This is a genomic window from Pseudomonas cichorii, from assembly GCF_015471405.1.
Lineage (GTDB): Bacteria > Pseudomonadota > Gammaproteobacteria > Pseudomonadales > Pseudomonadaceae > Aquipseudomonas > Aquipseudomonas serbiensis.
Genome location: NZ_BLVZ01000002.1, coordinates 327,500 through 347,655, shown reverse-complemented (window position 1 = coordinate 347,655; position 20,156 = coordinate 327,500). Strand labels below are relative to the sequence as shown.

At 59.9% G+C, this 20,156-nt stretch carries 17 protein-coding genes and 1 riboswitch; of the genes, 4 read left to right on the top strand and 13 right to left on the bottom strand.

Translation table 11 applies throughout. The annotated features are described in order from the left end of the window. Positions 1-69 precede the first annotated feature (69 nt). The 7 genes from atzF to JL015_RS03490 all read right to left on the bottom strand — a co-directional run bounded on the left by atzF (position 70) and on the right by JL015_RS03490 (position 9,703). Positions 70-1,884 carry an allophanate hydrolase gene (gene atzF, locus JL015_RS03520; protein ID WP_201017419.1) on the bottom strand — a complete coding sequence of 605 codons (1,815 nt, stop codon included), beginning with the start codon at positions 1,882-1,884 and terminating at the stop codon, positions 70-72. Positions 1,885-1,920: 36 nt separating this feature from the next. Next, positions 1,921-5,544: an urea carboxylase gene (gene uca / locus JL015_RS03515; RefSeq protein ID WP_201017418.1), complete on the bottom strand. Its 3,624-nt coding sequence runs from the start codon at positions 5,542-5,544 to the stop codon at positions 1,921-1,923. 114 nt (positions 5,545-5,658) lie between these two features. Next, the gene (locus tag JL015_RS03510; RefSeq protein WP_200992822.1) at positions 5,659-6,273 is read right to left on the bottom strand and encodes an urea amidolyase associated protein UAAP2; all 615 of its coding nucleotides are present in this window, start codon (positions 6,271-6,273) and stop codon (positions 5,659-5,661) included. 12 nt (positions 6,274-6,285) lie between these two features. Then, positions 6,286-7,011: an urea amidolyase associated protein UAAP1 gene (locus tag JL015_RS03505; RefSeq protein WP_200992821.1), complete on the bottom strand. Its 726-nt coding sequence runs from the start codon at positions 7,009-7,011 to the stop codon at positions 6,286-6,288. Positions 7,012-7,025: 14 nt separating this feature from the next. Next, positions 7,026-7,790, bottom strand: a complete 765-nt coding sequence (locus tag JL015_RS03500) for an ABC transporter ATP-binding protein (protein ID WP_201017417.1) — start codon at positions 7,788-7,790, stop codon at positions 7,026-7,028. Further along, positions 7,787-8,602 (bottom strand): ABC transporter permease, encoded by an 816-nt coding sequence (locus tag JL015_RS03495; protein ID WP_201000193.1) that lies wholly within the window; start codon positions 8,600-8,602, stop codon positions 7,787-7,789. Before JL015_RS03495 ends, JL015_RS03500 begins: the two co-directional genes overlap by 4 nt. A gap of 27 nt (positions 8,603-8,629) precedes the next feature. Continuing rightward, on the bottom strand, positions 8,630-9,703 hold the full coding sequence (locus JL015_RS03490) for a putative urea ABC transporter substrate-binding protein (RefSeq protein WP_201017416.1): 1,074 nt from the start codon (positions 9,701-9,703) through the stop codon (positions 8,630-8,632). A gap of 62 nt (positions 9,704-9,765) precedes the next feature. Continuing rightward, positions 9,766-9,868: riboswitch (guanidine-I (ykkC/yxkD leader) on the bottom strand. 480 nt (positions 9,869-10,348) lie between these two features. Between JL015_RS03490 and JL015_RS03485 the strand changes: the two genes are divergently transcribed. Continuing rightward, positions 10,349-10,690 carry a hypothetical protein gene (locus JL015_RS03485; RefSeq protein WP_201017532.1) on the top strand — a complete coding sequence of 114 codons (342 nt, stop codon included), beginning with the start codon at positions 10,349-10,351 and terminating at the stop codon, positions 10,688-10,690. A gap of 63 nt (positions 10,691-10,753) precedes the next feature. Here the strand turns inward: JL015_RS03485 and JL015_RS03480 are convergent, their stop codons facing one another. Then, a complete protein-coding gene (locus JL015_RS03480; protein WP_201017531.1) occupies positions 10,754-11,860 on the bottom strand; it encodes an enoyl-CoA hydratase/isomerase family protein in 1,107 nt (368 codons plus the stop codon). Between the two features lie 131 nt (positions 11,861-11,991). Here JL015_RS03480 and ung point away from each other — a divergent pair, with 131 nt between their 5' ends. Beyond that, positions 11,992-12,675 carry a uracil-DNA glycosylase gene (gene ung, locus JL015_RS03475; RefSeq protein ID WP_201017415.1) on the top strand — a complete coding sequence of 228 codons (684 nt, stop codon included), beginning with the start codon at positions 11,992-11,994 and terminating at the stop codon, positions 12,673-12,675. Between the two features lie 60 nt (positions 12,676-12,735). On the opposite strand, the gene JL015_RS03470 is transcribed toward ung, so the two are convergent. The 4 genes from JL015_RS03470 to JL015_RS03455 all read right to left on the bottom strand — a co-directional run bounded on the left by JL015_RS03470 (position 12,736) and on the right by JL015_RS03455 (position 16,771). Then, positions 12,736-13,761 (bottom strand): AbrB family transcriptional regulator, encoded by a 1,026-nt coding sequence (locus tag JL015_RS03470; protein ID WP_201017414.1) that lies wholly within the window; start codon positions 13,759-13,761, stop codon positions 12,736-12,738. Next, positions 13,754-15,268: a tripartite tricarboxylate transporter permease gene (locus tag JL015_RS03465; protein ID WP_201017413.1), complete on the bottom strand. Its 1,515-nt coding sequence runs from the start codon at positions 15,266-15,268 to the stop codon at positions 13,754-13,756. Before JL015_RS03465 ends, JL015_RS03470 begins: the two co-directional genes overlap by 8 nt. 1 nt (position 15,269) lies before the next feature. Further along, positions 15,270-15,728, bottom strand: coding sequence for a tripartite tricarboxylate transporter TctB family protein (locus JL015_RS03460; protein ID WP_201000188.1), 459 nt, complete (start codon positions 15,726-15,728; stop codon positions 15,270-15,272). Between the two features lie 62 nt (positions 15,729-15,790). Continuing rightward, positions 15,791-16,771: a Bug family tripartite tricarboxylate transporter substrate binding protein gene (locus JL015_RS03455; RefSeq protein WP_374063361.1), complete on the bottom strand. Its 981-nt coding sequence runs from the start codon at positions 16,769-16,771 to the stop codon at positions 15,791-15,793. Between the two features lie 425 nt (positions 16,772-17,196). Here JL015_RS03455 and JL015_RS03450 point away from each other — a divergent pair, with 425 nt between their 5' ends. Further along, the gene (locus JL015_RS03450; protein ID WP_201000187.1) at positions 17,197-17,868 is read left to right on the top strand and encodes a response regulator; all 672 of its coding nucleotides are present in this window, start codon (positions 17,197-17,199) and stop codon (positions 17,866-17,868) included. Then, positions 17,861-19,246, top strand: coding sequence for a sensor histidine kinase (locus JL015_RS03445; RefSeq protein ID WP_201017412.1), 1,386 nt, complete (start codon positions 17,861-17,863; stop codon positions 19,244-19,246). Before JL015_RS03450 ends, JL015_RS03445 begins: the two co-directional genes overlap by 8 nt. Here JL015_RS03445 and JL015_RS03440 read toward each other — a convergent pair. Continuing rightward, positions 19,240-20,061: an HDOD domain-containing protein gene (locus tag JL015_RS03440; RefSeq protein ID WP_201017411.1), complete on the bottom strand. Its 822-nt coding sequence runs from the start codon at positions 20,059-20,061 to the stop codon at positions 19,240-19,242. The two genes, JL015_RS03445 and JL015_RS03440, sit on opposite strands and share 7 nt — an antisense overlap. Between the last annotated feature and the right edge of the window lie 95 nt (positions 20,062-20,156).

The window sequence follows — 20,156 nt, the reverse complement described above, 5'->3', positions numbered from 1 at the left end:
CATAGCGAAGTGAGTGGCCGCTTACTATGTCACTGCCAAGGCTGCGCAGTTGCCTATCTATTTATGGGTTCAGCGCTGTTGCAGATAAGCACGCCAGCCGCCCAGATGGCTGATATCGGTCGCGCCTTCAAGGCCATAAGGTTCGCAGATAAAGCCGCTTTCCCAGCGTCCATCGGCCAGTTGCACCTTGCCCAGCCCCAGCGGTGCGGGAATGCCGGTCAGGAATGAACCCAGCTCACGGCTCGGCAGCTCCCAGACTTCCACCTCTATCGCCACGCCATCTTGCGCGACACGCAACATGCCTGGACGAAACGGCGGGCCGCCTGCCAGTGCATACAACTGATAGTCGGGCGAGCTTTGTGTCACTTCCAGCAAGCGTGCGCCGCGCTGCTTGAGTTGCCAGTTCAGTGCCAGGCCGTCCAGGTGGGCGCCACATACCACAAGGCGGCTCATGTCATTGCGGGCGGCGGACTTGGGTTGAGGCAGATCTGGAATGTGGCCACCGATCAGTGGCAGTGCGGTCTGGCGTTGCAAGGCGTCGGCCATGCTCAGCAGGTACTGATCGGTAAAGGCCCGACCAAACAGCGTTACGCCCCAGGGCAGGCCGTTGTTCATAAAGGCACTGGGGACCGCAACCGCCGCGTAATCCAGCAGGTTGACGAAGTTGGTGTAGTAACCCAGCTCCGAGTTGCGCAACACCGGTTCTGCTTCGAGCTCTGCCGAGGTGACCGGGCGACCGATGCTGGGCGTGACCACGAAGTCCAGGTCTTCAAGCGCCTTGTCGCAGATCGCCTTGAGCGCCTGCAAACGATATTGCGCCCGGAAAGTATCGACACCCGTGACCGCAGGCGCCTTGGCCAGTACAGCGCGGATAACGGGCAGCACGGCGTCGGGAGCTTCCTGCATCAATTGCCCGGCCACGCTGTAGCGTTCGGCGACCCATGGGCCTTCATACAGCAGACGCGCCGCTTCCAGGAAGGGCGAAAGATCCAGGGTGACAGCTTCACCGCCCAGTGCTTTCAGATGAGCGAGCGCCGCCTCGAACAACTGTGGGCCTTCGGCACACCCGAAAAACTCCAGGTCTTCGGCACGTGGCACGCCGAAACGCAAAGCACGGGGCGCGCCGAAGGCCGAAGCGTCGTTCCACAGCGGGTTGCTGCGGCTGTATTCGTCGCGAGGGTCCAGCCTGGCCACCAGCCCCAGCAACTGGCTGGCTTCCCTTGCTGTGGCAGTGAAGGTGGTGACGCAATCCAGCGTACGGCAGGCCGGTACTACGCCAGCCGTGGAGATCAGCCCTTTACTGGCTTTCATGCCGACCAGATTGTTCAGCGCTGCGGGCACCCGGCCCGAGCCTGCGGTGTCGGTGCCCAGTGAGAAGCTGCTGACTCCCAATGCCACGGCCAATGACGAACCGGAACTCGACCCGCCGGACGGATAGTCCTTGAGTACGCTGTTGGGGCATGCGCCATAGGGTGAACGGCTGCCGTTCAGGCCGGTAGCGAATTGATCGAGATTGGTCTTGCCCATGGGCACTGCGCCCAGAGCGATCAGTTGCTCGACAATGGTTGCCGAACGTTGTGGCACATACGCATAGGACGGGCAGGCTGCGGTGGTGGCAATGCCTGCAAGGTCGATATTGTCCTTGATCGAAAACGGGATGCCGTACAGCGGCAGGTCTTTGATATCGCGGTTTTCCAGTACGGCGAGGTAAGGCTCCAGTTCTGCCGGGGTGAGCAGGTGGATGAACAGGTGAAAGTCAGGATTCAGTACGGCGGCCTTTTCATGGAGGGCCAGGATCAGTTGCCGGGGCGTCAGGCTGCCGGACTGGTACGCGGCACGCAGTGTATCCAGTTGCAGGTCGCTTGGGAGTACGTTGTGGTTCATGGCGAATTCCGTCGAAAGAGTTAAAGACACAAGGTTTCAGTCCGTTTCCAGAACGACCACACGTTGCCCGGCTCGCACCGCCGAGCCAGGTTGCACCCGCACATCGCGAACGACGCCGCTCACGGGAGCCAGCAGCGGGATTTCCATTTTCATGGACTCCAGAATCACCAGCACATCTCCTGCCGCAACCCGTTCACCCGGCTGGACCTGCACTTGCCAGAGGTTGCCGGCGATATGGCTGTCGATCCCTTGCTGACCCGCTTCGAGTGCAGGCTCATCGGTGAGCGGGGCCGCACTTTCTTCGCTCTCGAAGTTGGCTTGCCCGCTGGCGATCCAGCGTTCGCGTTCGGCCTGGAAAGCGGCCTGCTGCTGGCTGCGAAAGGCGGCGATTCCCTCGGCTTCCTGACTCAGGAAGGCCTGGTATTCGGCCAGGTTCAGGGTGCTGTGTTCGATTTCCAGCGGGTAGCGGCCCAGCGGGAAGTCTCGACGGATGCGCAGCAGTTCATCGGCGCTGACCGGGTAAAAGCGGATCTGGTCGAAGAAGCGCAGTAGCCAGGGTTTGCCGTCAAAGGCGGCGACTTCGCGATAGCGGTTCCACATCTGCAACGTACGGCCCACGAACTGATAGCCGCCGGGGCCTTCCATGCCGTACACGCACATGTAGGCTCCGCCGATGCCCACCGAGTTTTCGGCGGTCCAGGTACGTGCCGGGTTGTACTTGGTGGTGACCAGACGATGACGCGGGTCCAGGGGCGTGGCCACAGGCGCGCCGAGATAGACGTCACCGAGGCCCATGACCAGATAGCTGGCGTCGAACACCGTTCGTTGCACTTCGTCCAGATTGGGCAGGTCGTTGATGCGGCGGATGAACTCCAGGTTGCTCGGGCACCAGGGCGCGTCCTTGCGCACTGTGGTCATGTATTTCTCGATTGCCAACTGACAGGCCGGATCGTCCCAGGACAAGGGCAGATGCACGATGCGCGACGGGACTTGCAGATCCTGGGTGGCGCAGACGGCATCCCATTCACCGGCGACGATATCGAGCAGTGTTTTGAGAGGCAGTTGTTCGGGCTGGTAATGCACTTGCAGGGAGCGAATGCCTGGCGTCAGGTCGATCACCCCTTGCAGCGCCTTGCTTTCCAGCGCCTGCATCAAGGCGTGCCCGCGGAATCGCAGCACCAGATCCAGTTCGGGAGCCCCGATTTCCAGCAACACATGGGTGTCGCCTGATAGCCGGGCGACCAGTCGTTTGTCGTCCTGGCCTATATCCAGCACAACCGGATTCTGTAGGAGCGGATTCATCCGCGAAGAGGCCGTTACATCCAACGCATCATTTGTGCATGAGCCACCGTCTTCGCGACTGAAGTCGCTCCTACAGAGGAGCGCGCGGGCTATTTCCAGGCTGACCGGGCTGAAACGCACTTTATCTCCGGCCTTGAGCTGCCCCAACTGCCACAGATCCGCTTCGATGATGGTCACCGGGCAGACGAATCCGCCCAGGCTCGGGCCGTCGGGGCCGAGGATGACGGGCATGTCGCCGGTAAAATCCACCGCGCCGATGGCGTAGGGATTGTCATGGATATTGGACGGGTGCAAACCCGCTTCGCCACCATCGGCGCGCACCCATTCCGGCTTGGGCCCGATCAGGCGCACGCCGGTGCGGCTGGAGTTGAAATGCACTTCCCAGTCGGTGGCAAAGAACGTGTCGATGTAACCCTCGGTAAAATATTCCGGCGCGCCATGCGGCCCATAAATCACACGAATCTGACGCACATCTGCCAAGGGAGTGATCTGTTCATCCGGCACACGCTGCCCCGCGCTGCGGTCTGCCAGCGTCGCAATATGCAATACATCTCCTGCGCGTAACGCCCGTCCGCCATGGCCGCCGAACTGGCCGAGGGTGAAGGTGCTTTTGCTGCCCAGATAGTCCGGCACATCCAGACCACCGCGAACGCACAGGTAACTGCGTGCTCCGGCACCCGCAATGGTGCCCATCGCCAACGTCGAACCGGCGGGCAGCAACAGCGCCGTGTTCATGGGCTGCGGCTCACCGTCCAGAGTGAACGGGATCTGCGCGCCCGTAACAGCCACTACCGCATCGGTATTGAAACGAATCAGCGGGCCGCTCATGGTGATTTCCAGTGCCGCGCAACCTTCGGCATTACCCAGCAGGCGATTGCCCTGGCGCAAGGCGCGGCTGTCCATCGGCCCTGACGGCGGTACGCCGACCGCCCAGTAACCGAGGCGACCCGGATAGTCCTGGACGGTGGTCTGGGTGCCGCCGCTGAGCACTTCAAAGGTGTCGGCGTGATAGATCAGGTTTTCCAGGCAACGTGTCCACGGCTGGCCGCTGGCAAAGGGGGCATCGACGATGATCTGGCGAAGATAATCGCGGTTGGTTTCCACGCCATACAGGCGCGTGTTGCTCAAGGCTTCGGCCAATGCATCACTGGCTTGCTGACGATCCGGTGCCCAACTGATGAGCTTGGCGATCATCGGATCGAAAAACGGCGGGATCTCGCAACCGGCTTCAACCCAGGTATCGATGCGCAACTTCTGGCCATCGGCCTGAGGAAAGTTCACGGCAGTCAACAGGCCGGGGCAGGGCTGGAAGTCGCGCCCTGGATCTTCGGCATACAAGCGCGCCTGAATGGCATGGCCGGTCGGTTGCAGGGTGGCCTGCAACTGGCTGAGCGGCGGCAGATCCCCGGCCGCCAGTTGCACCATCCAGCCAACCAGGTCGACGCCCCATACCTGCTCGGTGACGCCGTGTTCGACCTGCAGGCGGGTATTCACTTCCAGGAAGTAGAAGCGCTGATCTTCGCTGTCGAAGACAAACTCCACAGTGCCCGCGCTGCGATAGTTGACCGCCTTGGCCAGCTTGATAGCCGCCGCGCAGAGTTCTTCGGCCATGCCGTCCGGCAGGTTGGGCGCCGGGGTTTCTTCCAGCACTTTCTGGTTGCGACGCTGTACCGAGCAGTCGCGTACACCCAGCGCCAGCACTTCGCCCTGGCCGTCACCGAAAACCTGCACTTCAAGGTGGCGAGCGCGCTGAATGTATTTTTCGATAAACACACCGGCATCGCTGAAGTTGTTCTGTCCAAGGCGTTTCACGGCCTCGAAGGACTCAGCCAGTTCTTCGGCACTGCGGCAGACACGCATGCCGATGCCACCGCCGCCTGCGGTGCTCTTGAGCATCACCGGATAACCGATGTCGCGTGCTGCCGTCAGGGCCGACTCAAGGCTGTCGAGCAGTTCGGTGCCTTCGAGCATGGGCACGCCATGTTCTTTGGCCAGTGCGCGAGCGGTGTGCTTGAGGCCGAATACGCGCAGTTGCTCGGGCGTCGGGCCGACGAAGGCGATACCGGCGTCTTCGCAGGCCTGGGCGAACGCCGCGTTTTCAGACAGAAAACCGTAGCCGGGATGAATCGCTTTGGCGCCACTGTCTTTGGCAATGGCGAGAATCTTGTCGACCGCCAGATAAGTCCCCGAAGCACCGCCTTCTCCCAGGCTGTGGGCTTCGTCGGCCTGCATCAGGTGCAGGCTGGCAGCATCGGCTTCGGAGTAGACCGCAACGCCCTTGACCTTCAAGGTGCGCAGGGTTCGCAGGATGCGGCAGGCAATGGCGCCACGGTTGGCGATCAGCAGTTTGTCGAACATGGCATAAACCCCGGAAACCCAGATTCGCTCGGTTTCGTGATGGGAAGCGGGCCGTCCCGCTATGGGTCGTTGCGCACAACGGTCGTCCGTTGTGGAGGGCTCGTTTTTTCTGGATCAGTCGCGGATCAGCAGTCGGGCCGGAGTCGGGTTGTAACCGTTGCAGGGGTTGTTCAATTGCGGGCAGTTGGAGATCAGCACGATCACATCCATTTCGGCGCGCAATTCGACGTATTTACCGGGCGCGGAAATGCCGTCCTCGAAGGTCAGGCCGCCTTCGGCAGTAACCGGAACATTCATGAAGAAGTTGATATTCGGGCCGATGTCGCCTTTGCCCAGACGGCCGTCATGAACACAGGCGCGCAGGTAGTTGTCACGGCAGCTGTGCATGTGGAGTTTTTCCAGGGCATAGCGCACGGTGTTGCTTTCCTGGGCGCAGGCTCCGCCGACGGTGTCGTGACGTCCGCAGGTGTCGTCGACGATGGTCAGCATCGGCTTGCCGAGGTTGGAATACAGCACGCTGCCCGTGGTCAGGTACACGTTGTTCTGGCGGCGCAGGGTGCGTTGCACGTCATAACGCTCGCGTGGGTTGGCCAGGCTGTAGAACAGGGTATCGACGGCCTGGTTGCCTTCCAGGTCTAGAATGCGGACGGTTTGCCCGGCCTTGACCTCGGCCAGGAAAGGTTCGCCAGCGGGGATGGTGGCGTCGCAGCAATGTTGAGTCGAATGCATGGCAAGGGCTCCTCAGGCAAACAGGCGGTCGGTATTGATGAAGCCACGCTCGTTTTCCGGGCGTGAGGTACGGCAGTGCTCGGCCACACTGGCGTCGGCTTTCATCCAGCTCAGCTTCAGGGGTTGTGGGGCGTATTGCGGGTTGGGGTCCATCGGGTGTTGCAGGGCGGTGAGGACCACCAGGGTGTCCATCGGCGCATACAGCTCGATGTAGTCACCGGCCTTTGAGTTGTCCGGCACGAAATGCAGGGCGCCGGTTTCGTCCACATTGACCCGGCTGAACAGGTTCAGGGTCATCAGCAGGTCAGAAAGGCCCAGGCCCCACTTGCCCAGCTCCACCAGCAGGTTGTCGACGCCGTTGCGGAAGAAGCCATTGCGCAGTTCCTGATAGCGGCCCTGACCGTATTTCTCTTCGACTTCCGCTGCGTTGAGCACGCCGCCGAGGCTGTCGCTCCAGCCGCAGGTGTCAGCAGTGATCGCCGCCAGCACACGACCCATGTCCGAGTACAGGCAGTGACCGCTGGTGAGTTTGGCGGTGTGTTGGCACTTGAGGCTGTCGGGCAGGTTCAGGCGCTCGGTCTTTTCATGGGCATTGAGCAGCGTCAGGCTGACATTGGCGTTGCCGTTCAGGTCGGTCAGGCGCAGCAGTTCGCCGCGCTTGAGCACGAATGAACGGTGGGCGCCGCCGGGCAGCAGTTCTTCGGCGAACACGGGAAACAGGGTGGTTGAGTCAGTCATGAGTCGGTCTCCTTTCAAGCCGGTAGCAGCGAGTCGAGAGCCGCGCGAGCTGCACGGCGGTCGCTGTTCAAGGGGATGTCGTAAGTGATGCGTGCGCCATAGGCGCCGGGGGCGTGCGGGTCGTGGCGCACTTTGTCGAAGACCATCAGGCGGGTGCCGAGGTTGAAGCCTTCGGACAGGTCGTGGGTGACCATGAACACGGTCAGCTTCGTTTCCTGCCAAAGCTCCAGCAGCAGGTTGTGCATGTCCTTGCGAATGCCGGGGTCCAGCGCGCCGAACGGCTCGTCCAGCAGCAGAACGCGAGGCTTCATGATGAGGGCCTGAGCGATGGCCAGCCGTTGCTGCATGCCACCGGACAGTTGAGTCGGATACTTGTCCAGCGCATGGCCCAGCCCGACTTTATGCAGCAGCATGGCCGCCTGTTCCCGTGCATCGCGTTTGGCCTGCCCGAACAAGCGGCCAATCCAGCGAGCCTTCGGCAATTCCAGACCCAGCGCCACGTTATCCAGCACGCTCAGGTGCGGGAACACCGAATAGCGCTGGAAGACCACGCCACGGCTTGGGTCCGGCTCGCTGGCCAGAGCCTTTCCGTCCAGGGTGATAACGCCACGACTGGGGATTTCCTGGCCCAGCAGCAGGCGCAGAAAGGTGGATTTGCCGCAACCCGATGCGCCGACCAGGGTACAGAATTCACCCTCGGCCACTTCCAGGTTCAAGCCTTCGAGCACCACTTGGTCGTCGTACTGCTGCCAGACATTGCGCACACTGATAAAGCTCATCCTCGTGCTCCTTCATACCAGGGGAATGCACGACGGGTCAGGGCCTTGAGGCCCCAGTCCATCAGCCAGGCGAGCAGGGTGATCCAGATCACGTAAGGCAGGATCACGTCCATGGCCAGATAGCGGCGGACCAGAAAAATCCGGTAGCCCAGCCCGTCCGTGGAGGCGATGGCTTCGGCCGCGATCAGGAACAGCCACGCTGAACCCAGTACCAGCCGCAAGGCGATCAGCAGGCGCGGTAGCAGTTGCGGCAGGATTACCCGCAGGATCAATGTCCAGGTCGAGGCACCGAGGGTTTGCGCCTTGATCAGCAGTTCGACCGGGATTTCCCGTGCGCGCTGTTCCAGATCCCGCGCCAGAATCGGCGTGATACCGATGACAATCAGCATCACTTTCGATAACTCTCCCAGCCCGAAAACAATGAACAGAATCGGCAGAATCGCCAGCGGCGGCACCATCGACAACACCGTCAGCAACGGCGACAGCGGCGCACCGAAGATCGGCAGAATGCCCGACGCAATCCCTAGGCACAGGCCCAGCAATGCGCTGACTCCCAGACCGATGGCCAGCCGTTGCAGGCTGGAACCGGTGTCCTGCCAAAGCAGATAACTGCCGGTGCGCGAGTCCTCGGTGAAGGCCATACGATTGACCGCATCGGCCATCTGCACCGCGCTGGGCAGCAGTTTGTCGTTGGGGTTTTCCATCAGCCGTGTTGCCGAGCCCGTGAAGTAGGCGAACAGCAACAGGGCGAATGGCAGGATCACCAGAATCAGGCGACCGGCCCGATCCGGATGGCGATTTATCAAGCGCATGGCAATGACCTTTGGGCTGGGTGCGGTTTACAGCTTGTTGTCGACGGCCATCTGTACGTAGCTTGGGTCGAAGTGCAGCTTGAGGTTGGCCTTGTCGCCTTCAGTCACGCCATTGGCGAACGACATGCCCACGGCGCTTGAGTCTCTGGCACCTTCGCCCAGCAAGCCATGCTCGAAGGAGAAACTGGCGACCTTGCGCATGGTGTCCGGCAGTTGGGTGCTGGTTGCGAAAGCCAGAGCTTCCTTGGGCGTAGCGAACAGCCGAGTGGTGTCGAGTTGCGCCTGGAAGCCCGCCAGATCGGTACCCGAAGCCTTGGCCATGTGCTCCAGTGCCGCCTTGCTGGCAGCCGACTTGGCGTTCATCAGGGCAACCACTTCAAACCAGGCGCCGGTCAGGGCCTTGCCCAGGGCCGGGTTGTCTTTCAGGGTCTGAGTGTTGACCACCATCATGTCCATGATTTCGCCGGGGATCTTGCTCGAATCGAAGACCTGGGTGACGCCAGGCTTGGCCTTGATGTCCGAGAGCATCGGGTTCCAGGTGGTGACGGCTTTCACTTCATCGGTGTTGAAGGCTGCCGAGATATCGGCGTCCGAGGTGTTGACCACCTTGAGGTCTTTTTCGGTGAGGTCTGCGCTGTCCAGCGCACGGGCCAGCAGGTAATGGGAAACCGACAGCTCGACCAGATTGACGTTCATCCCCTTGAGGTCGGCGACTTTCTTGCCTTCGCCCTTGATCACGATGCCGTCATTGCCGTTTGAGAAGTCACTGACGATCAGCGCTGTGCTTTCAACGCCTCCGGCAGCCGGAATGGTCAGGGCATCCATGTTGGTCATGGTGCAGCCGTCGAACTGACCGGCGGTGTACTGATTGATCGATTCGACGTAATCGTTGAGCTGGGTGACATCGATCTTGATGCCGTACTTCTTCGCCCATTTGTCGACGATGCCTTGAGTGCCGGCGTATTCCCACGGCATCCAGCCCGCGTAAATGGTCCAGCAGACGTTGAAGTGATCTTTGGGGGCGGCTTGTGCCGAGAGGCTCAATGCAGCGATGAGGCCTGCTGCGAGCAGACCGGACAGGCGGGACTTGGGCTTGTGCATGCTGAATAAACCTCCAGTAGTGAAAGGGGCGGCCAGGAGCAACTCGACACCACTGGTGTCCTGTCTCCCGGGCTTTTATCCCGCCGTGTAACCTCTACTGGAGGTCGCCAACTCTCGGACCAGCCACTTGCCTGTCGGCAAGCCGGAACCCTAGTCGGCTATTGCAAATTGTGGTGCCGCGAAGCTGTGTTGACTCCTGCACATCAATCGTTAAGCGAGAGTTGTGCCAACTCGCTACAAGCCTTGTTTTTCAACGGGTACTGGAAAAGGAGAGAGGTTTTGAGGCCCGTATCTGCCTTGTGCTGGTGCAGGTTTGCACCGCGATGAAGCGCTGTAGGGTGAAATGTTTTGTAGCATCTTTGTACGAAACCGGAGCAAGGCCCCGAGGCCTTGGTTATCAAGGCCTTGCGAGCCATTTGGCCATTATTTCAAGGGATCAGTGGCTTGGGGAAATCCCGCACTAGAAAGGTTTTCTGCTGTCAGATAATTCGTCTGCTGGCCAATGTGCAGACGCCGACCAGCGTCGCTGGTTGTGCCCAATCGCGGTCCAAGGAGGCCGCCATGTATCGAAGACCCTTGCTCATCGCTTTGCTGGCCCTGTTCATGACAGGTTGCTATGCAGGTCCTGGTTACTACGAATCCGAGGTGTACACACAACCGACGACTGTCGTCGCTGGAGGGTATGCTTATGACAATGGTTACCGCTCTTCCTATTATCAGGAGCGGCGCATTTATGTAGCGCCTCAGCCACGCTATTACTACAGCCAGCCACCGCGTTATTACGCACCACCGCCACCACCGCGTTATTACGGTCCTCCACCGCAACCGCGCTACTACAACCCTGGCCGGCCACCGGGCCATGCATGGCGTGATAACCGGTTCCGCGGCAATGATGGCTATCGGAACAATTACCGTAACGACTATCGCAATGACTACCGTGGAGGCGGCCGGTCATGGGATCGCGGCCGGGGTGATGGCCGTTATTGATAGGCAGGTGCCAATGTCCCCCTCCTCTTGTGGGAGGGGGCTTGCCCGCGACGAGGCCAGTATTTACGACAAATCCGCCAGCGGATGCCTGCCTTCCCAGGCTTTGGCAAAGTGAGCATCTATCACCGCTCTCGGTATCCTCGCCACATCCTGCCAGTGCCAATGGGGCGTGTGATCCTTGTCGATCAGGCGCGCACGCACACCCTCATTGAATTCCGGATGACTGCAACAGTTGAGGCTCATGGCGTATTCCATCTGGAACACCTGGGCCAGTGACAGATACTTGCCTCGACGGATCTGTTCCCAGATCAGATGAGCGGTCAACGGGCAGCCTTCCAGCAGGTTTTTCGCGCAACGTGCCAGCAGCGCGTCATCCTGATATTGCAGATGACTGATGGCATTCCAGGCACCGGATAGATTTCCGACATCCAGCAACTCATCGATCTGTTGCCGACGCGGCAGCCACTGGGCGGCAGGCAAGTGGCTGATGGCTTCCTGTTGCAGGGCCTTGAGCAGGCTGTTGAGCTGTATTTCAGTCTGTTCCTGCCAGTTCAGTTGCAGCAGGCTTTCTATCAGCACGTTCTGCTGCTCGTCGAGGAGGAAACGGTCAGCCAGGTCCAGGTCCAGCGCGTCACGGCCATTGATGTGCGCGCCGGTCAGCCCCAGAAACAGGCCCAGCTTTCCGGGCAGGCGAGACAGAAACCAGCTGGCGCCCACATCCGGATATAAACCGATACCAATCTCGGGCATTGCCAGGCGGCTGCTCGGAGTAACGATACGAATACTGGCGCCTTGCAATAACCCCATGCCGCCACCCAACACATAGCCGTGTCCCCAGCAGATCAAGGGTTTCGGGTAGGTATGCAGGCTGTAGTCCAAACGGTATTCAGCGGCGAAGAAGCTGGCGGCAAGAGGTGGCACGGTGCCGGGAGATTCACGACAGGCTTCGGCCAGCGAGCGGACCTCACCACCTGCGCAAAAGGCTTTCGGCCCGTTACCACGCAACAGAACGCACACGATCTTCGGATCGTCCGCCCAGGCAGCGAGCTTGTCTTGAAGGGCTAGAATCATTGGCAGCGTCAGGGCATTGAGTGACTTTTCGGCATCCAGGCTGGCGATACCTATTCGGGCACCTTCTTGCCCGTGACGCTCTTCAAATTGCAGATTCATCATGTCCCTCTCATAGGCAGTTCAAACGACGCTCTGCCCTCAAGTGTAGGAAACTGCTGGTTTGCTGCTGCGCATTTGACATTGGCAGCCAGCTTTCCTAGTGTCGCGCAGTGTTTTTACCGGGTATGACCATGACAAGCGATGACCGCATCAAACTTGAGCCCAGCTGGAAGCAGGCGCTGCGCGATGAGTTCGACAAACCTTATATGGCGCAACTGCGTGAGTTCCTGCGCCAGGAGCATGCCGAAGGCAAGGAAATCTATCCGCCGGGGCCGCTGATCTTCAATGCGCTCAACTCGACGCCGCTGGATCAGGTGAAAGTCGTGATTCTCGGTCAGGACCCGTATCACGGCCCCGGTCAGGCACATGGCTTGTGCTTTTCGGTACAACCCGGCGTGCCTGCGCCGCCTTCGCTGGTGAATATCTTCAAGGAGTTGAAGCGCGACTTGAACATCGACATCCCCAACCACGGCTGCCTGCAATCCTGGGCCGATCAGGGTGTTCTGATGCTCAATACCACCCTGACCGTGCAGCGGGCCAATGCGGCTTCTCATGCCGGCAAGGGCTGGCAGCATTTCACCGACAAGGTCATCGAAGTCGTCAGCGCCCATCAGCCGAATCTGGTCTTCCTGTTGTGGGGTTCCCATGCGCAGAGCAAGCAGAAACTGGTCGACGCCACCAAGCATCTGGTGCTGACTTCGGTTCACCCGTCGCCGCTCTCGGCTTATAAAGGCTTTCTGGGTAACGGACACTTCGGCCGCGCCAACAAGTATCTGGAGCAGAATGGGCTGGCGCCGATTGATTGGAGGCTTTAGACGCCAAGCTTCAAGCCGCAAGCTTTAAGCTTCAAGTCAAAAGCTTGCAGCTTGCAGCTCCTATCTCCTATTCCACCGCCTGTAAAACGGCTCTGCCAGAAACATCACAAACAGCAGCCGCATGACCTGCATCGCGGTCACTAGCGGAACTGATAGCTGAAGCACTTCGGCTGTCAGGCTCATTTCTGCGATGCCGCCGGGCATCATGCCCAGGGTCAGGGAGCGCAGATCCAGGTGGGTGAGGGCGCTCAGGCCCAGTGCGGCGAGGGCTGCGATCAGCATGGTCAGGGCTGTCCCCACCAGCGTGCGTCCGAGAAAGGACGGTGCCCGCCTGAAGAACTCACGATTGAAGTGGCAGCCCAGGCCGCTGCCGATCAGCAGTTGACCAAGCTGGCTGGCCCCGTTGGGCAGTCCGATTTTCAAGTCCCAGGCGACACTGACCACTGAACTGAGCAGCAGAGGCCCGAATAGCCAGGGATTGGGTTGTTTGAGGCGTTGCCAGAGAAAAGCCAGTACCGCGCCCGCGGGCAGCAGAAACAGCAACCATCGCCAGTCCACCGTTGTGGCATGCAGCGCTGGAGTGCCGTCACCCAGCAGGTATTTGAAGATCGCCGGTACACACAGCACCACCGCCAGCACCCGCAGGCTTTGAGCGGCCGCAACACTGCTGAGGGTCGCACCATTGCGTGCGCCGAGATTGACCATCTCCCCCGAGCCGCCCGGCATGCTTGAGAAAAATGCCGTAGGACGATCCTCCCCGGTGCGCAGCATCAGCCAGACGCTGACCACGCTGGAAAGACTGGTCACCAGCGCCCCGAGCACAATCAGGCCGAAATGATCCAGCACTTGCTCGATGACTACCGGGGTGAAGTGCAGGCCAATCCCGATGCCGATGATCAGTTGCCCGACTTTGCGTCCACCGGGGATTTGCGTCAGTTGCCAGGGTGTCAGACAGCGGACCATGATGATCGCCAGCAACGAGCCGATCATCCATGGCAAAGGCCAGCCGACCTGGCTGGCGAGGTATCCGCCAAGCAGGCCGACCAGCGGAGTGCCCCACCAGCTACGAAAGGACCGGTCAGACATCGGCCAGCGCGCGAGACTGCCGGGAGCGCTTGCGCCAGATCCGGTATAGCGGGAACAGCAGCATGAAAATCGTCACGATCCAGACACCAATGCTGATCGGGCTGGCCCACAGGATTTCCAGAGCGCCATTGGAGATTGACAGGGCGCGACGCAGGTTCTGCTCCATCAAACCACCCAGAATGAACCCGAGCAGAATCGGCGACAGCGGGAAATCCAGCTTGCGCAGGATATAGCCGAAGATACCGATGCCGACCATCAGGAAGAGGTCGAAGGTCGTGGCATGGACGGCGTAGACGCCAATCCCGGTAATGATCGCGATCACAGGTACCAGTGCCCAGTTCGGCACGGCAAGGATGCGGGTGAAGATGCGGATCATCGGGATGTTGAGGATCACCAGCATGATGTTGGCGATGAACAATGAAGCGATCAGGCCCCAGACGATGTCCGGTTGTTGCTGGAACAGCATCGGGCCGGGCGTGATGTTGTACAGCGACAGCGCGCCGATCATCACTGCTGTTGTGCCGGAACCCGGAACACCCAGGGTCAGCATGGGCACCAGCGCGCCACAAGCGGTTGCGCCGATGGCGGTTTCAGGCGCCGCGAGGCCACGCATGTCGCCCTGGCCGAACTTGCCGCTCGGGCCTGCAATGCGTTTTTCAGTCATGTAAGCCACGGCGCTGGCCAGCGTTGCTCCGGCACCCGGCAATACGCCCAGACCGAAACCGAGCAGGCCGCAACGGATGTTCACCAGGAACACCGCTGATGCTTCCTTGAAGTTGAACAGCATGCGCCCTGTGGCTTTCACGGCTTCCTGGCCACGATGGGTTTTCTCCAGCAGCAACAGAATCTCGCTGATGGAAAACAGGCCCAACACCAGCACCACGAACTGAATGCCGTCAGCCAGGTGAATATTGTCACCGGTAAAACGGTATACGCCGCTGTTTGCATCGATGCCGACGGCTGACAGGAACAGACCGATCAATGCAGCGATAAAGGTCTTGAGCGGTCGATCACCCGCCATGCCGCCCAGGCAGACAATGGCGAAGACCATCAGCACGAAGTATTCCGCCGGGCCGAAGGCTATCGCCCATTTGGCCAGTAGCGGTGCAAACAACACCATGCCGCAGGTGGCGATGAACGCCCCGATGAATGAACTCCATGCCGACAGTGACAGAGCGACCCCCGCCAGCCCTTTACGGGCCATCGGATAACCATCCAGCGTGGTCATCACAGTCGAAGCTTCGCCGGGAATGTTCAGCAGTATCGAGCTGATACGCCCGCCGTATTCACAGCCCAGATAAACCGCAGCCAGGAGAATCAGTGCCGATTCAGGCGGCAGGCCCAGTGCGAATGCGATGGGAATCAACAGCGCGACGCCGTTGATCGGGCCAAGGCCCGGCAGCAGGCCGACGACGGTGCCAATCAAGGTGCCGGAAAGTGCCGTGACCAGATTGTAAGGGGTAAGGGCAACACCAAATCCCTGGCCCAGATAGCTGAAAGTATCCATATCAATTCTCCAGAACGCTGAGCAGGCCCAAAGGCAAGGGAACGTCCATGGCTTTATCGAACAACAGGTAAAGGCCGACGCTCATCAGGATCACTACCGCGATGCTCGGAACCCAGCGCCCGCCATACAGGCGTGCCATGGGGATGCCGATCAGGATGCTGCTGAGGATGAAACCCAGGGGCTCGAACAGGCCGGCGAAAACCAGCAACAGCGCGATGCAGATGCCGATCTTGATCAGGGTTTCACGATCCAGAGGCGGTTCATCTTCTGAGTGAACGATGGGTGTCGGGCGGATCAGCATGTACAGCAGAGCCAGCCCCATCAGCCCCAGCATCAGCAGAGGAAAGGCTCTCGGGCCTACAGGTTCATAGGAAAAGGGTGCCTGGTAAGGCCAGGCCATCAGTGTCAGACCTGCGCATACCAGTAACAGTACGGCAGCAAAAATGCGTTGCAAGACCATGGAAAACTCCTGCGTCGCGCCTGCCGGGCAGGCGCAACGGATCGTCAGTCAATTGAGTTCAATCACTGAATCAGGCCGAACTCCTTGGCCAGCATCTTGTAGTCCGCGACTTGTTTCTTGACATAGGTGTCCAGCTCCGCACCGGTCATGGCGAAGGGGAACAGCTCGCGCTGGTCGCGCAGTTTGGCGAAGTCTTCCGACGCCAGGATCTTGTCGAACGAAGCTTTCCACCAATCGTAGGCTTCGTCGCTGACTTTTGGGCCGACATAGAAACCACGGACCACAGGCCAGACGATGTCGTACCCCTGTTCCTTGGCGGTTGGAATGTCTTTCATTTCCGGCTCGTCGATGCGCTTCTCGGCGAATACCGCCAGCAGACGCATGTCACCGCTCAGGATGTGTGGCATGGAGTCGGAGATATCGGTACTGCCCACCTGAATGTGGCCGCCGAGCAGGGCGGTTGCGATTTCACCGCCGCCTTCGAGGGCGACATAGCGCAGGGCGCGCGGGTTGATGCCAGCGGCTTTTGCGATCAGTGCGGTCTGCATCCAGTCCTGGCTGCCGACGGTGCCGCCGGAGCCGATCACCACTTTGCTTGGGTCGGTCTTCAGAGCCTGGACCAAGTCGTCGAGGTTCTTGTAAGGCGAATCGCTCTTGACTGCGATGGCGCCGTAGCTGGTGCCCACTGCGGCTAGCCAGCGCACGGCATTTTCATCGAAACGGCCGAACTTGCCTTGTGCCAGGTTGAGCAAAGAACCGCTGGACCACGCCACCAGTGTCCCGGCATCGGCTGGTCGTTGCGCAACCACTGCGTTGTAGGCCACTGCGCCGACACCACCAGGCATGTACGTCACGCGCATTGGGGTGGTCAGGATCTTTTCGTTGATCAGTGCGCTCTGGATCAGCTTGCAGGTCAGGTCGAAACCGCCTCCGGGCGAGGCCGGTGCAATGCATTCCGGACGCTTGGGCTCCGCGGCGAACAATTGTGTAGCAACCAGCATGCAGCCGGCCGCCAGGCTCAAATGACGCAAGGATCGAATCATGGTCAGTCTCCTGAAACGTTTTTTGTTTTTGGATAGAAGAAGCTGTTCAGTACGATTTCTGTCGCACGCACGGTTTATCGTCGACGCAAATGAGCGCATCGCAAGCGGGAAATGGATTTGCTGAGCAAGAACGGAACGGTCGAGGGCTCGACGCAATAGACGAGGTGCAAAGCCAGGGATGGCTTGGACATGGTTGACTCCATTTATTGTTTTTATTTTACAGACGCATCCAGGCGCCTTTATTTACGTGCCCATTTCTGCGGCCGTATCGCGATGCTAAATGGCGAACCTTTCACAAACCTTTCAACTATCTTTGAGAGGTGTATTCAATAGCCTCTAGTTGTTTCAATGCTTCACAGGTTGTGGCACGCCTGTACACTCCGCCTCGTGCCTTCATTACAACATTCATGATTCAGGAGACGGCGATGCGTGTTCTTCTCGTCGAAGACCATCTGCAATTGGCTGAAAGTATCGCCCAGGCGCTCAAGAACGCAGGTTTGAACGTTGATGTGTTGCACGATGGCGTTGCGGCCGATCTGGCCTTGAGCAGTGAGCAATATGCGGTGGCGATCCTTGATGTAGGGCTGCCGCGCCTGGATGGTTTTGAAGTGCTGGGGCGTTTGCGGGCGCGGGGCAAGAACCTGCCGGTGCTGATGCTGACAGCGCGTAGCGATGTCAAGGATCGGGTCCACGGGCTCAATCTGGGGGCCGACGATTATCTGGCCAAGCCGTTCGAGCTTTCTGAGCTGGAGGCGCGGGTCAAGGCGCTGCTGCGTCGCAGTGTGCTGGGCGGTGAGCGGCAGCAGCGTTGTGGTGTGCTGGCCTATGACCTGGATACGAGACGTTTCACTCTGGGCAGTGACTTGCTGAACCTGACCTCCCGTGAGCAAGCCGTGCTTGAGGCGCTGATTGCCCGCCCGGGTCGGGTCATGAGCAAGGAACAACTGGCAGCGCAGGTTTTCGGCCTTGATGAAGAAGCCAGCCCGGATGCCATCGAAATCTACGTCCATCGCCTGCGCAAGAAGCTCGATGGTCATCCCATTGCCATCGTGACTTTCCGTGGCCTGGGTTATCTGCTGGAAAACCGCGATGCATAACGACAGCCTGCGCTGGCGACTGTTATGGAACCTGGCATTACTGCTGATTGTGTTGATGCTGGCCAGCGGCATGAGCGCCTACTGGAATGGACGCGAAGTGGCCGACACGGCCTATGACCGTACTCTGCTGGCTTCGGCACGAACCATCGCTGCCGGGTTGACCCAGCGCGACGGCACGCTGAGCGCCGATGTGCCTTATGTGGCGCTGGATACCTTTGCCTATGACAGCGAAGGGCGTATCTATTACCTGGTCAACGACATCAACAAGACGTTGATTTCCGGCTATGAAAACCTGCCTTCCCCGCCTTCAGGAACCTTGCGTACCGACGATTACCCGGCACTCGCCAAGTTCTACAACGGCGTTTACCTGGGCCAGGATGTGCGGGTGGTCAGCCTGCTCAAACCGGTCAGCGAACCCGGCATGAACGGTATGGCGGAAATTCGTGTGGCTGAAACCCAGGAGGCGAGGGTGCGTATGGCCCGCAGCCTGATGGCGGACACTTTGCTGCGTCTGGGGATGCTGGGCGGCGGCGCCTTGTTGCTGGTCTGGATCACGGTCAGCTCCACATTGCGTCCGCTGGAGCGACTGCGTACTGCCGTGGAGGAGCGACAGCCCGATGACTTGCGCGCTCTGCCTATGGTTGAGGTGCAGCGTGAACTGCGCCCGCTGGTGAATGCGCTCAACCACTTCACTGAGCGCCTGCGTTTGCAGTTTGAGCGTCAGGCGCAGTTCATTGCCGATGCCGCCCATGAATTGCGCACGCCACTGGCTGCGCTCAAGGCGCGGGTCGAGCTTGGTTTGCGTGATTCCGATCCTCAGCAGTGGCGTTCAACCCTTGAGGCCGCAGCCCAAGGGACGGATCGGTTGACGTCTCTGGCCAACCAGTTGTTGTCACTGGCGCGCATCGAGAACGGAGCCCGCGCGATTGCCGAAGGTGGCGTGCAGAAGCTGGATCTGAGCCAGTTGGCCCGTGAACTGGGCATGGCCATGGCGCCACTGGCTCATTCCCGTGGCGTTGCGCTGGCGCTTGAGGCTGATGAGCCGGTCTGGCTGCGTGGCGAGCCGACGTTGCTCAACGAGTTGCTGAGCAACCTGATCGACAATGCTCTGGCGCATACCCCGGTGGGCGGCAACGTTGTGTTGCGGGTTTATGGACCCTGCATTCTGGAAGTCGAGGACGATGGTTCGGGTATTCCAGAGGAAGACCGCGAGCGGGTCTTCGAGCGTTTCTACCGCCGCAATCAACAGGGTAGCGGTTCCGGGTTGGGGCTGGCGATCGTCGGTGAGATCTGCCGCGCCCACCTGGCGCAGATATCTCTGCATGACGGGGCGCAGCGTGGTTTGAAAGTGCGAGTCAGTTTTGCTGCCTTTCAGTAAAGCATGCCCATCGCTTCGTCCATTTCAGCACTCAGCAGCCCACCGGCCACATTCAGCCGTAATTGATGAAAGGCTGGCAGGTCGACAATGTCGATCTGGCTGAAGGGGTGAGTGGTGTTCTTGTGGATGTGGATGGTCGCGACTTGTACCAGATCGATGTAATCGGCACTTCTGGACACCCGTGTGAAATCCTGGAACTGCGCCGGCACTGCCGCCAGCGGCTCCGGGAAATCCCATGATCGCAGCAGGCGTTCGCCGATGATCGGGTGAATGTTGTCGATCACATGGTTGAGGCTGATCGGGTCGGACAGCAGATCGAAGTGGTCTTCGGCGTACGTCAGGATCGGCAGGATGCCGATGAGGTGGATCAGCCCGGCGAGCGTGGCCTGATCCGGCTTCAGGTTGGTGTGCCGGTGACACAGGGTATAGCTGATCCCGGCCACTTGCAGGCTCTGCTTCCAGATTTCCCGCATCTTGTGTTCGATGACTTCCGACTTGGCGTGAAACATCTGCTCGACAACAAGGCCGATGGCCAGGTTGCAGGTGTAATTGACGCCCAGGCGGCGGATGGCGGTGTTTACGTCGCTGACTTCAAAGTTGGCGCGCAGCAACGGGCTGTTGGCAACCTTGATCAGTCGTGCGGACAGTGCGGTGTCACTGCCGATGACTTTGCTCAGTTCGGCAATGCTTATTTCGGTGTTTTCGGCAGCCAGGCGAATTTTCAGGGCTACCTCTGGCAGGGTAGGCAGAAACAAGGCATCTCTATCGATTGCCTTGATCAGGTTTCTCTGCACCTCGTCAGCCATCTTGCTCATGTTGCATCTCGCAGCCGTTGGGGGTGTTCAGGCCGCCTGGACGCCGGGTAAGCGTCAGGAGGCCAGATAGCTTTTGTGACAGTTGTAACGTGCGG

Excerpts from the sequence above, each read along its gene's own strand:
- atzF (WP_201017419.1), bottom strand. The coding sequence starts at position 1,884 with ATGAACCACAACGTACTCCCAAGCGACCTGCAACTGGATACACTGCGT.
- uca (WP_201017418.1), bottom strand. The coding sequence starts at position 5,544 with ATGTTCGACAAACTGCTGATCGCCAACCGTGGCGCCATTGCCTGCCGC.
- JL015_RS03510 (WP_200992822.1), bottom strand. The coding sequence starts at position 6,273 with ATGCATTCGACTCAACATTGCTGCGACGCCACCATCCCCGCTGGCGAA.
- JL015_RS03505 (WP_200992821.1), bottom strand. The coding sequence starts at position 7,011 with ATGACTGACTCAACCACCCTGTTTCCCGTGTTCGCCGAAGAACTGCTG.
- JL015_RS03500 (WP_201017417.1), bottom strand. The coding sequence starts at position 7,790 with ATGAGCTTTATCAGTGTGCGCAATGTCTGGCAGCAGTACGACGACCAA.
- JL015_RS03495 (WP_201000193.1), bottom strand. The coding sequence starts at position 8,602 with ATGCGCTTGATAAATCGCCATCCGGATCGGGCCGGTCGCCTGATTCTG.
- JL015_RS03490 (WP_201017416.1), bottom strand. The coding sequence starts at position 9,703 with ATGCACAAGCCCAAGTCCCGCCTGTCCGGTCTGCTCGCAGCAGGCCTC.
- JL015_RS03480 (WP_201017531.1), bottom strand. The coding sequence starts at position 11,860 with ATGAATCTGCAATTTGAAGAGCGTCACGGGCAAGAAGGTGCCCGAATA.
- ung (WP_201017415.1), top strand. The coding sequence starts at position 11,992 with ATGACAAGCGATGACCGCATCAAACTTGAGCCCAGCTGGAAGCAGGCG.
- JL015_RS03470 (WP_201017414.1), bottom strand. The coding sequence starts at position 13,761 with ATGTCTGACCGGTCCTTTCGTAGCTGGTGGGGCACTCCGCTGGTCGGC.
- JL015_RS03465 (WP_201017413.1), bottom strand. The coding sequence starts at position 15,268 with ATGGATACTTTCAGCTATCTGGGCCAGGGATTTGGTGTTGCCCTTACC.
- JL015_RS03460 (WP_201000188.1), bottom strand. The coding sequence starts at position 15,728 with ATGGTCTTGCAACGCATTTTTGCTGCCGTACTGTTACTGGTATGCGCA.
- JL015_RS03455 (WP_374063361.1), bottom strand. The coding sequence starts at position 16,771 with ATGATTCGATCCTTGCGTCATTTGAGCCTGGCGGCCGGCTGCATGCTG.
- JL015_RS03450 (WP_201000187.1), top strand. The coding sequence starts at position 17,197 with ATGCGTGTTCTTCTCGTCGAAGACCATCTGCAATTGGCTGAAAGTATC.
- JL015_RS03445 (WP_201017412.1), top strand. The coding sequence starts at position 17,861 with ATGCATAACGACAGCCTGCGCTGGCGACTGTTATGGAACCTGGCATTA.
- JL015_RS03440 (WP_201017411.1), bottom strand. The coding sequence starts at position 20,061 with ATGAGCAAGATGGCTGACGAGGTGCAGAGAAACCTGATCAAGGCAATC.